General features: G+C 64.8%; 14 protein-coding genes and 1 pseudogene. 4 read left to right on the top strand and 11 right to left on the bottom strand.

The annotated features are described in order from the left end of the window. From ACEQXE_RS08345 to ACEQXE_RS08360, 4 genes and pseudogenes are all read right to left on the bottom strand, one after another. Positions 1–300: pseudogene (locus ACEQXE_RS08345) on the bottom strand (chain-length determining protein); the annotation flags it as partial. 15 nt (positions 301–315) lie between these two features. Then, complete coding sequence (locus tag ACEQXE_RS08350) at positions 316–960, bottom strand: XrtA/PEP-CTERM system exopolysaccharide export protein (RefSeq protein WP_370178429.1); 645 nt, start codon at positions 958–960, stop codon at positions 316–318. 284 nt (positions 961–1,244) lie between these two features. After that, positions 1,245–2,495, bottom strand: a complete 1,251-nt coding sequence (locus ACEQXE_RS08355; RefSeq protein WP_370178430.1) for a pyridoxal-dependent decarboxylase, exosortase A system-associated — start codon at positions 2,493–2,495, stop codon at positions 1,245–1,247. After that, the gene (locus tag ACEQXE_RS08360; RefSeq protein ID WP_370178431.1) at positions 2,492–4,012 is read right to left on the bottom strand and encodes an acyl-CoA ligase (AMP-forming), exosortase A system-associated; all 1,521 of its coding nucleotides are present in this window, start codon (positions 4,010–4,012) and stop codon (positions 2,492–2,494) included. The genes ACEQXE_RS08355 and ACEQXE_RS08360 overlap by 4 nt, the downstream gene beginning before the upstream one ends. Between ACEQXE_RS08360 and ACEQXE_RS08365 the strand changes: the two genes are divergently transcribed. From ACEQXE_RS08365 to ACEQXE_RS08380, 4 genes are read left to right on the top strand one after another with little or no spacing between them, the layout of a single operon-like run. Beyond that, positions 4,011–5,042, top strand: a complete 1,032-nt coding sequence (locus ACEQXE_RS08365) for a GNAT family N-acetyltransferase (RefSeq protein ID WP_370178432.1) — start codon at positions 4,011–4,013, stop codon at positions 5,040–5,042. The two genes, ACEQXE_RS08360 and ACEQXE_RS08365, sit on opposite strands and share 2 nt — an antisense overlap. 36 nt (positions 5,043–5,078) lie before the next feature. Continuing rightward, positions 5,079–5,384 (top strand): phosphopantetheine-binding protein, encoded by a 306-nt coding sequence (locus ACEQXE_RS08370; protein WP_370178433.1) that lies wholly within the window; start codon positions 5,079–5,081, stop codon positions 5,382–5,384. Positions 5,385–5,408: 24 nt separating this feature from the next. Further along, positions 5,409–6,098, top strand: coding sequence for a hypothetical protein (locus ACEQXE_RS08375; RefSeq protein WP_370178434.1), 690 nt, complete (start codon positions 5,409–5,411; stop codon positions 6,096–6,098). Then, positions 6,095–6,871: a hydrolase 1, exosortase A system-associated gene (locus ACEQXE_RS08380; RefSeq protein ID WP_370178435.1), complete on the top strand. Its 777-nt coding sequence runs from the start codon at positions 6,095–6,097 to the stop codon at positions 6,869–6,871. The genes ACEQXE_RS08375 and ACEQXE_RS08380 overlap by 4 nt, the downstream gene beginning before the upstream one ends. A 114-nt stretch (positions 6,872–6,985) precedes the next feature. Here ACEQXE_RS08380 and ACEQXE_RS08385 read toward each other — a convergent pair whose 3' ends face one another. The 7 genes from ACEQXE_RS08385 to ACEQXE_RS08415 all read right to left on the bottom strand — a co-directional run. After that, complete coding sequence (locus ACEQXE_RS08385) at positions 6,986–8,179, bottom strand: class I SAM-dependent RNA methyltransferase (RefSeq protein ID WP_370178436.1); 1,194 nt, start codon at positions 8,177–8,179, stop codon at positions 6,986–6,988. Next, positions 8,176–9,549 (bottom strand): NAD(P)H-hydrate dehydratase, encoded by a 1,374-nt coding sequence (locus ACEQXE_RS08390; RefSeq protein ID WP_370184381.1) that lies wholly within the window; start codon positions 9,547–9,549, stop codon positions 8,176–8,178. The genes ACEQXE_RS08385 and ACEQXE_RS08390 overlap by 4 nt, the downstream gene beginning before the upstream one ends. A 28-nt stretch (positions 9,550–9,577) precedes the next feature. Continuing rightward, the gene (locus tag ACEQXE_RS08395) at positions 9,578–10,012 is read right to left on the bottom strand and encodes a hypothetical protein (RefSeq protein WP_370178438.1); all 435 of its coding nucleotides are present in this window, start codon (positions 10,010–10,012) and stop codon (positions 9,578–9,580) included. Between the two features lie 93 nt (positions 10,013–10,105). Continuing rightward, positions 10,106–10,837, bottom strand: coding sequence for an N-formylglutamate amidohydrolase (locus ACEQXE_RS08400; RefSeq protein ID WP_370178439.1), 732 nt, complete (start codon positions 10,835–10,837; stop codon positions 10,106–10,108). Positions 10,838–10,842: 5 nt separating this feature from the next. After that, entirely contained in the window at positions 10,843–11,649 is an 807-nt protein-coding gene (locus ACEQXE_RS08405) for a 4-(cytidine 5'-diphospho)-2-C-methyl-D-erythritol kinase (RefSeq protein WP_370178440.1), read from the bottom strand. Then, complete coding sequence (locus tag ACEQXE_RS08410) at positions 11,650–11,997, bottom strand: endonuclease domain-containing protein (protein WP_370178442.1); 348 nt, start codon at positions 11,995–11,997, stop codon at positions 11,650–11,652. Between the two features lie 133 nt (positions 11,998–12,130). After that, positions 12,131–12,902, bottom strand: a 772-nt coding sequence (locus ACEQXE_RS08415) for an electron transfer flavoprotein-ubiquinone oxidoreductase (RefSeq protein ID WP_370178441.1), incomplete at its 5' end; no start/stop codon positions are given.

Consider the following 12,902-nt stretch of genomic DNA (forward strand, 5'->3'; position numbering starts at 1 on the left):
CGAGCCGACCTTTTCGCCTAGTTTGGTGGACTCGATCACCTGCCCCAGTGTCGATGCTCTCGCGAGGCGCTGCCGCACGCGCGCAATATCGGTCATATCGCTGCCCGCGATGCCGATTTGCTTCGACAGCACATCGTCCAGCTGCACGAAAATCTTCGCGTGGCTTTCATAGGTGTTCGGGATCGAGGCGACGAACAGCCAGCCTGCCAGGCACACGCCCCAGGCCACGCCGAGCGCCAGCCATTTCCGGCTCCAGGCCGAATAGAGCGCCGAGCGCACCTCGTCGAAAAGTTCGTTCACTGCCGCGCCGCTCCCTTAGAACACGCTTTCGGGGATGATGATCACATCGCCCGGGGCGAGCATCACGTTGGCGTCGCTGTCACCGCGTCGCAGCAGGTCGGACAGGCGCAAGGAATACTCTCGCTGCCGCCCCATGCGCGGATCGAAACGGATCAGCTTTGCGCGGTTGCCCGCAGCAAATTCGTTGAGGCCACCCACCGCGATCATCGCGTCAAGCACGGTCATGTTCGCACGGTAGGGAATCGATGCAGGCTTTTCGGTCGCGCCGATGATGCGCACCTGCTGGCTGAACGTGCCTGCAAACTTGGTGACGATCACAGAGACGATCGGCTGCTCGATAAACTGGGACAGGTGCAGGCGGATGTCCTCCTGCAACATGGCCGGGGTCTTGCCCACGGCCGGCATGTCGGTGACCAGCGGAATGGTGATGCGCCAATCGGGGCGGACCTGGATATTTGTCGCGCCCAGTTCCGGGTTACGCCAGACGTGGATGGAGAGTTCGTCCAGTGGCCCGATGACATATTCCTGGCTCGGCCCCTCCTGTGTCGATACGAAGGCCGCAGGGGGAAGCTCGTTCCCACCGCCACCGCCAACACATGCCGACAAGGCAAAAAGCCCGAGAATGAGCGCCGTAAACCTGGCAATCGCGCGAGTGCGCATGGGATCGATCCTTCCGTTCGTGTCCGCCCGACAATGCGCCCGCGAAGCGCACCGCCTTTATGGGTCGGCGATTTGGGATCGTTCCTCGCGAAAAAGGGTGAATATCCCGTTAGCTAACGGGCTTGTAAGAGCGCGGTCCCGAAGCGGGACGGCGGGTTAGCGATTGGTAAACGGGATTTACTTGGTCAGACCTCCCGCCCCGCCTCCCCGCTCGGCCACCATATCCTGGGTGTACCCTCGGTGGCCGGGCGGGCAGGCGGGGCGGGTGATCGGATATTTAACGACTACACCAGCATTTCGAGAGCAGGCCCCTGGCCAAGGAAATGCATTGGTGAGGCGCTAGCGCCGTAAGCGCCTGCGCAGAACACCGCGACCAGATCGCCCACCTCGGCTCGCGGCAACTCCGCCTTGTCGGCCAGCCGGTCGAGCGGTGTGCACAGACAACCAACGACATTAGCGGTCTCGGATGGTTGGGTGTCGAACCTGCTTGCGATGGCAAGCGGATAATTCCGTCGGACAACCGCTCCGAAATTTCCCGACGCCGCAAGCTGGTGGTGCAATCCGCCATCGGTGATCAGGAATATTTCGCGGTGGCTTTCCTTCCGGTCGACGATCCGCGTCAGGTACACGCCTGCCTCACCCACAAGGTAGCGCCCGAGTTCAATCGCCATCTCGGTCTCGGCCAGTTCGTCGGGCAGGTTTGCGAAACGTTCGCCCAGCGCCGCACCGACGGCTGCGATATCGAGCGGTTCGTTGCCAGCGAAATAGGGGATGCCGAAGCCTCCGCCCAAGTTCAGCGCGGGGCATGACCGGCCGACATCGCGCGCAATCCGCGCCGCGAGGTCAAGCACATGGCCCTGCGTCTCGATCACCGCATCGGCCTCAAGCGCCTGGCTGCCGGTATAGATATGCAAGCCGCGCCAATCGGCGCCGTTGTCGATCAGGTGGCGGATGAGGGCAGGCACACGCTCGGCATCCAGCCCGAACTGCTTGGCCCCGCCGCCCATCTTCATGCCCGAACCCCGCATGTCGAAATCGGGATTCACCCGGATGGCGACCTTGGGCTGGATTCCCAGTTCTGCACCGATCTCCAGTGCTCGCGCCGCCTCGGTCTCGCTTTCGCAATTCAGGGTGACGCCCGCAGCGATGGCTGCGCGAATTTCTCGCGGCCGCTTGCCCGGTCCCGCAAAGCTGATGTGCGCTCCGTCGATCCCGACGCCTTGCAGGATCGCAAGTTCACCGCCCGAGGCAAGGTCGAACCCGTCGACCAGGCCCGCCATATGGCGGATCACGTCCGGGTGCGGGTTGGCCTTGACCGCGTAATGGATCGCCAATTTCTCTGGCATGGCAGCACGGAGTTGCGCCATCCGCGCATCGAGCATCGCGTGCGAATAGACGAATAGCGGGGTATCGCCCGCCTCGTCCACCAGATCGCTCGCCTTGCGACCGCCGATGGCCAGCTCGCCATCGATGCTCTCGAACCCCTGCGGGATCGGGCCGAGCGGCTTTGCGGCGTTGGGATCGCGCCTGCTCACGGAGCGGCTCCTTCGGTGATTTCGCGGAACAGCGCGGTGCGGTCGATCTTGCCGTTGGGGTTGAGTGGCAGCGTATCTCGCCATTCGATCGTGTGCGGCTGCATGAAGCTGGGCAGGTCGCGTTTGAGCGCGCCGCGCAGCGCGTCATCGGAGCCTTCGCCGCGCACGACCAGGTGCACGGCCTGACCCAATGCCGTGTCGGGCACGCCGAACGCGACGGCATCGGCGACGAGCCCGGTCGCAAGCGCCGCATCCTCGATCTCCTGCGGGCTGATCCGGTTGCCCGCACTCTTGATCATCGCATCACGGCGCCCGACGAAATAGAGCAGTCCGTCCGCATCGCGCTTCACATAATCGCCCGACCACACGGCGGTGCCGCCATATTCTGAATGCGCGGGCGCGGGTTTGTAACGTTGCGCCGTGCGCTCGGCGTCCTGCCAATATCCCTTCGCGACCAGCGGCCCGCAATGCACCAGTTCGCCCTCCTCGCCCGGGGCAGCGGGGCCACCCGCATCATCCACTACCAGCACTTCTGCAAACGGCACAGCGGTGCCCATCGAGGTGGGGTGCGTGGCGACCAGCGAAGGATCGAGGAAGGTCGAACGGAAAGCTTCGGTCAGGCCGTACATCGGGTAGATATCCGCCTGCGGCCAGGTTTCACGCATTGCGTCGATCAGGTCCGGCGTCAGCGCGCCGCCCGAGTTGGTCAGCCGCCTCAGGCTGTCGCCAGCGCCACTCTCCCACTTCGCCTCGACCAGCTGGCGCCAGAGCGGCGGCACGGCGGCGAGCGTGGTCGCGCCATGCTTCGCCACTGCCTTGGTGACATCGCGCGGCATCAGGTAATCGAGCGGCGCGGCGCAGCCGCCAGCATACCACGTCGAGAGCAGCTGGTTCTGTCCATAATCGAACGCGAGCGGCAGCACGGCAAGCGTCACATCGTCGCTCTGGAGCTTGAGGTAATGCGCCACGCTCACCGCGCCCAGCCACAGGTTGGCGTGGCTCAGCACCACGCCCTTCGGCTTGCCGGTCGAGCCACTTGTATAGAGGATGGCAGCAATCGCCTGCGGATCGGCATTCGACGCGGGCATCGCATCGCACCCTGATGCCGCTTCCAGCGCCGCCCCTTCCTCGACCACAGCACAGCCAGCTGCCACATCGCCCTCTTCCAGCGTAGCCAGTCGAGCAGGAGTCCCCACCAGCAAACTCGCCCCGCTATCGGCCATGATATGCGCCACCTGTGCGCGCTTGAGCATCGGGTTGATCGGCACATGGACCAGCCCCGCCCGCGGCGCGGCCAGCGGCAGCAGGCAGGTCAGTTCGCCCTTCGCGCCCCACGATGCTACCCGCGCTCCGGGCGAATCCACGTTCTTCCGCAGCCATGTCGCGAGTTGACCGACACGGGTTCTTAAGTCCGCGTAGGTAAGGGTGGCATTGCGAAGCGCCAGCGCCGCGTCGTCATCGCCGCCGCCCTCGATCACATGGTCGAGCGGATAAGGGGTCGGATCGGGCTGGGTCATGGAATTAGGAGTACAAAGCCTCGTGAACGCGATTACCGGTGGCTATCACAAGGAGGTTACCATTGTGCAAGCCGCACAGGCACCCGCCTGTGGGCACGCACCCTCGCCGTTCGATCGGCCCGAGTGGTTCGCGTTGCTGGCGCAATCACGGCCCGAGGCATTTATCGTCGAAACCGAAGTCGATGGTGCGCGCGCTTCGCTCGCCCTGACGCAGGTCGATGGCCGGGCGGAAGCCTTGCGCAACTGGTATTCCTTCACCTGGCGCCCGCAAGTGCCGCTCGGGTCGGCCGGAGACGCCGCGCTGGTGGAAATCGCGAGCGATCTGAAACGCACAACCCACCGAGTGACTTTGTGGCCGATCCCGGACGAGGATGGCTCGGCCACGCGGCTGGCAAATGCTTTTCGCTCAGCTGGATGGGCGACCTCACTCACCCAATGCGACGAGAACCATGTTCTCCATGTGAAGGGGCGAAGCTTTGCCGATTATTGGGCCGGGCGCCCCGGCCAGTTACGCACGACGCTGAAGCGCAAGGCCAAGAAGGTGGAGGTCGAAATCGTCGAGCAATTCGATACAAACCTCTGGGAAGCCTACGAAGCCATCTACGCCGAAAGCTGGAAGCCGAGCGAGGACGAGCCCGATCTGCTGCGCCGCTTTGCCGAAGCCGAAGGTGCGGCGCGTCGCATCCGCCTCGGCGTTGCACGGGCCGATGGCGTGCCGGTCGCCGCGCAGTTCTGGACCGTCGAGAACGGCACGGCCTACATCCACAAGCTAGCGCATCTGGAAAGCGCGAAGCCGATCTCTCCCGGCACGACGCTCTCCGCCGCGCTGTTCGAGCATGTTATCGACCGCGACAAGGTGGACCTCGTCGATTTCGGAACCGGGTCGGACAGGTACAAGGCCGACTGGATGGAAGAAGTACGCCTACGCTACCGGCTCGACGCGCTCGATCCGGCGCAACCATCGGCATGGCTTCCGCTCGCCAAGCGCTCGCTGCGAGCGATCCTTGCCAGCACGAAGGCTCGGCGCTAGGGCAGCCGCCACTTTCCCGGCTGTTGAACGGTGTTCATGAGCGCACAGATATCATCGCAAGCGGACCAGGCTGCGCCTGCACGCACGCAAATCGACGAGACTTTGCGGGCAATCCTGCGCGATGTCCTCGGCCTGTCGGCCGAACGCGCCGAAGACCTCACGCCCGAAAGCGGGCTGTTCGGCCACCTACCGGAGCTGGACAGTCAGGCCGTCGCCGATCTCCTGACAGAAATGGAAGACCGCTTCGACATCATCATCGAAGATGACGAGATCGATGGCGATCACCTCGAAACCTATGGCGGCCTCCTCGCCCTTGCCGAGGCGAAGTGCGTCACTCGATAGACTGCCGATAGTGTGACAATTCCCATGAAATTCGTCGACTGGCCCTGCCCTCGTGCGGGTGGCGACACGCGCACCGAAGCAGCGCTCGCCTTCGATGGCGGACGCGATGCGCGCCTGCTCATCATCCCGCCCTTGTTCGACGAAGCGAACAAACTGCGGCGGACACTCGTGGAAGTCATGCGACGGCTGGACGCTTCGGGTATCGACTGCGTGCTTCCCGATTTCCCCGGCTGCAACGAAAGCCTCGCCCTGCTGGCCGAGCAATCGCTGGAGGGTTGGCGCGCGGCTGCCACAGCAGCGGCAGAGCATTTCAAGGCAACCGGTGTGCTGGCGGTCCGCGGCGGTTCGCTGCTCAGGCCAGCAGGACTGCCGGGTTGGGATTATGCTCCGCAGGACGGGCCGAAGACCTTGCGCGGCATGGTTCGCGCCCGGATCATTGCGACCAAGGAAGCGGGAGCGCCAGAGACGCGCGAGCAAATCGAGGCGGAGGGTCGCGCGAACGGCATCGCGCTTGCCGGGTGGCAAATCGGCTCTCCAATGTTCGCGGAACTGGAAACCGCCGAGTTACCCCCGCGGGAAGCCGGTGTCAGCCTGATCGAGCAAGAAACCATCGGTGGCCGACCACCGTGGCTGCGCGCCGAGCCAGACTACGAACCGGCGCAGGCCGATGCCTTGGCGGCAATTATCGCCGTCGCGATGAGGCAGGTCGTATGAGCCGCCTGCACCTCACCTTTAATTGCGAGGGCGATACGCTTGCCGCAACGCTCGACACCGCGCCGCTGAAGACCGGTCTCCTCATCGTGAGCGGTGGCAACGAGCTGCGCTCGGGCGCATTTCGCGGTCAAGCACGGCTGGCGCAGACCATCGCCAAGCGAGGCTTTCCGGTCTTCCGCTATGACCGCCGCGGGGTCGGAGACAGCGAGGGTGATAACCTGGGCTTCGAGGATTCCGAAGACGATATCCGCGCTGCAATCGAGGCATTTCGCGCCATTGCCCCGCAGGTTAATCGCGTCATCGCGCTCGGCAATTGCGATGCGGCGAGCGCGCTGATGCTGGCAGGGGGCGCGGGTTGCGATGGCCTGGTGCTGAGCAATCCGTGGACCATCGAGGATGCCGAGGACGATACGCCCCCACCGCAGGCGATCCGGGCGCGCTATATCGAAAAACTGCGCGATCCGAACGAAATCGGGCGTCTTGTGCGCGGCGGGGTCAATCTGCGGAAGCTGGCCGGTGGAATGGTGCGTGCACTGCGCCCCGCCCCGGCCGCAAGCGATCTCGCGACCAAGATGCAGCGGGGGCTCGCGCGGTTCGAAGGTCCGGTCACCATCCTGTTGGCAAACTCGGACCGGACAGCGCAGGTCTTCGACGGTGTCTGGCCCAAGGACGATGATCGCGTCACGCGCTGTGAAGGCGCGACGCACGCATTTGTCGAGCCGCATGCGCGCGAGTGGCTGGAGGCACGGCTGCTCGAAGCGCTCAGGGCCTGAGCCTTTATCTCCTCCCCCTTGAGGGGGAGGGTCGGGTGGGGGTGTACTGCGCCACTGGCCTGGAACTCCCTCCCCCAACCCCTCCCCAACGGGGAGGGGAGACAAGAAAGCCGCCTAATCGCGGACGAACAGGCTCGCCAGTTCGACATGGGTCGACCAGCGGAACTGGCCGACAGGCCTAAGCTCCGCCAGCCTGAACCCGCCATCGGCCAGCCGCCGCGCATCGCGCGCCCAGCTTTGCGGATTGCAGCTGATATAGACGACCTGCGCTATGCTGCTCGCGGCAATCTGGTCGACCTGGTTGCGGGCGCCCGCACGCGGCGGATCGAGCAGCACGCAATCGAATTTCAAGATTTCCGCCGCGGTCAGCGGATCGCGGAACAGGTCCCGGTGCAAGGCATGAACGGGCTTGCCCGATGCGCGCGCAGCCATCTGGCACGCCAGATGAGCAGCGCGGTCTGCCTCGACCGCAAGGACCTTGGCCGGATTGGCAAGTGCAAAGGCGAAGGTCCCCAGTCCGGCAAACAGATCCGCGATGATCTTTGCTCCGCCGCACCATTCCACGGCTGCATCGATCAGGATTTTTTCGCCATCTTCGGTGGGCTGGAGGAATGACCCATGCGGAAACCCGACTGGTACGCCGCCAAGAGTGACCGTCGCAGGCTCGGGCTCCCACACCGGCTCAGGCCCGAACCCATCGTCGATAGACAGGCGGGCGAGGCTCTGCTCGCGGGCGAAATCCAGCAAGGCTTCGGTCTGGTCGAGGTTCTGGGCGGAGACACCTTTGATCTCTGCCGCCACGCCCTGATCGACCATTGTCAACTGGATATTTGCGGCCAACTTGCCTGGCCAGTGGCCAAGCAAGGCTCGCAGCGGCCCGACCAGCGCGAAGAGATCGGGGTGCAGGATATGGCACTCAGCCATGTCGACGATCCGGTGCGATCCCCTTTCGCGAAAGCCCATAACCAGCTTCTTGCCGACTCGCTGCGCATGCAACGTCGCCCTGCGGCGGCTGCGCGGCGGTGAGAGGTAGGGCAGCGCTAGCTTGGCGGGCTCCAATTCCTGCGATTCAGCCGCGAAGCTAACCCGGTCTCTTACGAACTGCGCCAGTACCGTCTCGTCCGCATGTTGAAGATCGCACCCGCCGCATTGCGGAAAATGGCGGCATGGCGGGTCGACATGGTGAGGCCCACGCAGGATTGCGCCATCATCGGCAAGTGCGTCCCCGGGCACGGCGCCGGCAACATGCTTGCCAGCCTCGGTCAGGCCGTCGCCCTTTGCGGCGATGCGGATGACGGGGTCGGTCATGTCAGGTTCGCCAGCGCCGGATGGACAGCCTCGGCCAGCATGGCAGCGGTGAAACCCGCCCCGGCCCACCGCGCAGCGTCGCTATGCAGGTGCACTGCCTCGCACGCAGCGTCGAGGGGATCGCGGGTCGCGGCGAGACGGGCACTGGCGACCCCCGCTAGCACGTCGCCCGAGCCGGCCACGGACAGCCAGCGCGATGCGGGCCGGAAGAAGCGGATCTGGCCATCATGCGCCAGGATCGTGTCCGGCCCCTTGGCCAGCACCGCGCACCCAATGCGTTCTGCCAGCGCCAGGGCGCGCTCCCGCTTAGTATCGCCTTTTACCCCGAACGCGTCGCACAACCGCGCCAGTTCACCCTCGTGCGGGGTGAGGATCATGTTCGATGCCTCGCGCCCGTCGATCATGGCAGGGCGCAAGAGGTGCAGCGCATCGGCATCGAGGACCAGTGACTTTCCGCAAGCCAGCGCTGCCTCCAGCCGCTGCTTCGCCTGGTCGTCCCGGCCCAGCCCGGGGCCGATGAGAACGCACCCGATGCGCGTGTCGGACAATGCCCCGTCCAGCGCACCATCCACTCGCACAAGATCGGGGGGATGGCCCGGATGGTCATGCTCGCTCAGCCATTTGACGTAGCCCGCCCCAGCCAGCGCGGCGGCGCGCGCAGCCAGCAGGGTCGCGCCCGGCATCGCGCCTCCCACCACAGCGACCAGCCCGCGCGTATACTTGTGCGCGTCGAAGGCGGGGGGCGGGATTTTCGCCGGCGACGCCAGCTGCATCGCGGCGCCCTGATCGCCGATACCGATATCGACCAGCCGCGCCACGCCGATTTTCGCCAGCGCCCGCCCGGAAAAATGAGCAGGCTTCCAAGCACCGAATGCGAGTGTCAGGTCGAAGGCAGGCAGGTCATCGGGCCCGTCGCCCGTATCTGCATCGACGCCGCTCGGCACATCGAGCGCGACCGAGTGGCGATGCGAGGCATGCAGCACGGTGAGCAGTGCGCGGTGATCGTCGCTCAAAGGCCGCGACAATCCGATACCGAACAGCGCATCGACAAAGACAGATCCGCTGGTATCCCGCGCGTCCTCCAGCACCTCGCCATCGAAAGTGCTCGCCGCATGGCGTGCAAGCTCGGTCTTCGAAGGGGTCGGAGCGACCACCCTTACCGCCACTCCCCGTGCCTTGAGCGCGGCTGCGGCGACATACCCATCGCCGCCATTATGCCCCGGCCCGCACAGCACGGTGACAGGACCGCCAGCCCCGATCCGCATGATCCAGTCCGCCGCGCCTTGCCCTGCGCGCTGCATCAGCGCCCATTCCTCGATCCCGGAATCGAACATCGCCGCCTCTGCGGCGCGCATCTGGCTGACGGTCAGAACTTGGCTCGGCGCAAGCGCCGCAGCTTCACTCGCTGGTGGTGGGGAAACGGTATCGGTTTCCGGCGATGGCGATTTCGAGAATGTCACCATCGAGCGTTTGCGTCACCTCGTCCGCGCCTGCAACCGCTGCGAGGCCGGAACCGTCGGCCAATTGCTCGAAACGGCGGAAACCTCCATCGGGGTGAAACACGGCAATCAGTTGCGCACCGTCGACTTCGCGCCGCTCCACCGCGCAGGTGCTGTCGAAAGCGGCCGCACCATCGGGTGCGCATGAGATCGATTGCCCGGTCGAGGTCTCGGGTATGGTACTACCGCCGCCAGTGGTCGGCTCCGGCGTAGGCGTCGATGTATCAGGCTGGTCGGTGGCCGAGCCACCATCGGAGCCGGCGATCACGTCGCCACCGCACGTGACGAGCAGCACGGCCAACCCGACTACGGTGAGGGCACCAGCAATACGCATCCACATGGCCTTCCCACTCGTAGCTTTGTCGTCTCCTGCGACCCGGAGAGCGACCACCACTAGGCGCAAAAAGTAATTATTGGGTTTCCGTGCCTATTTGGCGGAAAGCGCCGCCAGTACCTGGTCGGCAACCAGCGCGATCCGATCGGCCCACACGGCCTGGTGGCTCTTGCGCTCGATCAGGTCCTGACGCACTTCGATGGTGAGGTAAGGAATGCCGTTTGCCTCGGCATGCCGGTCCATCGTCGCGTTCAACTCCTTGCCCGAATACGGCTCGTTATCGCCCACGGTCATGCCCATCCCTTCGAACAGATCGAAGGCGATGCGCGCCGCACTGTCGTCCTGATTATACAGCAGGCCGACTTCCCACGGCCGCCGTTCGCCCGTTGACGCCATTTCGGGCGTGAAGCTGTGGATCGCCAAGATCAGCGATGGCTGAGCTTCCGCCACCATCTGCGCGAAGGCTTCGTGGTAGGGCCGATGATACCGCTCGATCCGCCGCTCTATATCGGCGCCGATATTGCCGGGGATCGTGTGTCCGTCGCTGGATGTCACCACCAGCCCCTTGTCGCCTTCGTTGCGGTGCAGGTCGATCACCAGCCGGCTGACATTGGCAAGATGGGCGGCAATGCCATGCTGGCGCGCAAGGCGCACACCGATCCCGGCGGTTCCGATATCGATGGCGATATGCTGGTCCATCAGCTCTGCCGGGATACCCAGCTGGATATCGTCGGGCACGTAGTTGCTGGCATGGTCGGCAATGGCGATGATACCGCCACGCTGCGGTGTGCCGATCTGGATAAAAGGGGAATGCCGTTCGCTCATGAAGCCTATCTCAGGGCGGTGGCCATCCGCCACCATCCGGGGTGCGACCGTGCGATACTACGTTCGGCGGCGTCGCGCAGTTCCGTGCTGTCGTAGAGCGCGAAGCACGTCGCGCCCGAGCCGGACATGCGAGCGAGCATGGGCGAGGTTTCGCGCAATACGGCAAGCACGCCTGCGATGGGTGGGCAGATCGAGATGGCGGGCGCTTCCAGATCGTTGCGACCCTGAAGGGCGATTTCGCGCGCGGTGCCTTGCGGCAGAGGCCCGCGATCCTGCCCGTCCCAAGCCTTGAACACCGGCCCGGTGCTGAGCGGCACGCGCGGGTTCACCAGCAGCACCGGCATTCCGGCAAGGTCGTTTTCGAGAGAGGCAAGGTCTTCACCTACCCCGCGCCCGACAGCCATGTGCGAGCGCACACAGGCAGGCACGTCCGCGCCGAGTGTGAGGGCGCGCTCCTGCCAGTCGTCGGGCAGGCCGTGGAGGCGCTCGACCAGCCGGAACACCGCACCCGCATCGGCAGAGCCCCCGCCCAGCCCTGCGGCGACGGGGAGGTTCTTTTCGAGCGTGATTGAAAGGCCATCGGGATGCGGCAGTGCAGTGAGGGCGCGCGCGACGAGATTGTCGCCCGGATCGCCAACATTGGTCGCAAACTCGCCAATCGTGCGCACCTCGTCGCGCTCGGCAGGCGAGGCGCTCAGCACGTCACCATGTTCGCAAAAGGCGAACAACGTCTCCAGCTCGTGATAACCGTCATCCCGCCGCTTGCGGACATGCAGCGCGAGATTGAGCTTCGCATAGGCGGTTTCTTTCACTCAATCCTCCCCGGCACGGGGAGGGGGACCAGACGCAGTCTGGTGGAGGGGACGGGTCAGACCTGCCTCACGGAAGCGGCATATCTCCACAATCCGGACAACGACCGGTTCGACATTCTCCAACACAGTCGCCGCAGGTATCCGCGTCGTCGCGATACCGTTTCGTCGCAGCCAAGCGGAGCGCGCCGCGTCGCGCTCGGCAGCCAATATATTATCGTGTGCAACGCCATCGACTTCGATCGCCAAGCGCACGGACGCGCAAAAGAAGTCCAGCACATAGGCGCCCGCCGGGTGCTGGCGGCGGAACTTGAAGCCGCCGGGGCGCCGGCGGAGTTCGCGCCAGAGCATGACTTCGGGCAAGGACGTCTCACTACGCAACTGGCGCGCTAGTTTCACAGTCCTGCGATGTCCGGTGATCACGAAATCGCCCCTCCACCAGACTGCGTCTGGTCCCCCTCCCCCGAGGGGGAGGAACGCTGTGCTACATGTTCGGATAGTTCGGGCCGCCGCCGCCCTCGGGTACGGTCCAGACGATGTTCTGGTTCGGGTCCTTGATGTCGCAGGTCTTGCAGTGGACGCAGTTTTGCGAGTTGATCTGGAACTTGGGCTCGCCCGTGTCCTCATCCACCAGCCATTCGTACACGCCCGCAGGGCAGTACCGCTGAGAAAGCCCGGCATAGACGCCGTATTCGCTCTCCTTCTGCAGCTCCATGTCCTTCACCTTCAGGTGGCAGGGCTGGTCTTCCGCATGGTTGGTGAAGCTATAGGCAACGTTCGTCAGCCGGTCGAAGCTGATCGTGCCATCGGGCTTGGGATAGACGATAGGGTCGTGCAGGTCCGCACGGTGCGTATGCGTGTAGTCGGGCGTATGCTTCAGCGTGAACGGCAGGCCGATCTTGAGCGTGCGCATCCACATGTCGATGCCCGCCAGCACGGTGCCGAAATCGCCGCCCAGCTTGGCAATCGCAGGCTGAGCGTTCTTCACCTTCTTCAGCTCGGTCGCGATCCAGCTTGTCCGCAGGTTCTCTTCGTAATCGTCGAGCTGGGTGTGCTCCTTACCCGCAGCGATAGCCGCCGCCACGCTCTCGGCCGCCAGCATCCCGCTCTTCATCGCGGTGTGGCTACCCTTGATCCGCGGCACGTTGACGAAGCCCGCGGCGCAACCGATCAGCGCACCGCCGGGAAAGGCCAGCTTGGGGACCGACTGCCAGCCACCCTCGTTGATGACGCGGCCGCCATAGGCCACGCGCTTG

Origin of the sequence: Alteriqipengyuania sp. (assembly GCF_964222115.1) — a bacterium.
Classification (GTDB): domain Bacteria; phylum Pseudomonadota; class Alphaproteobacteria; order Sphingomonadales; family Sphingomonadaceae; genus Alteriqipengyuania.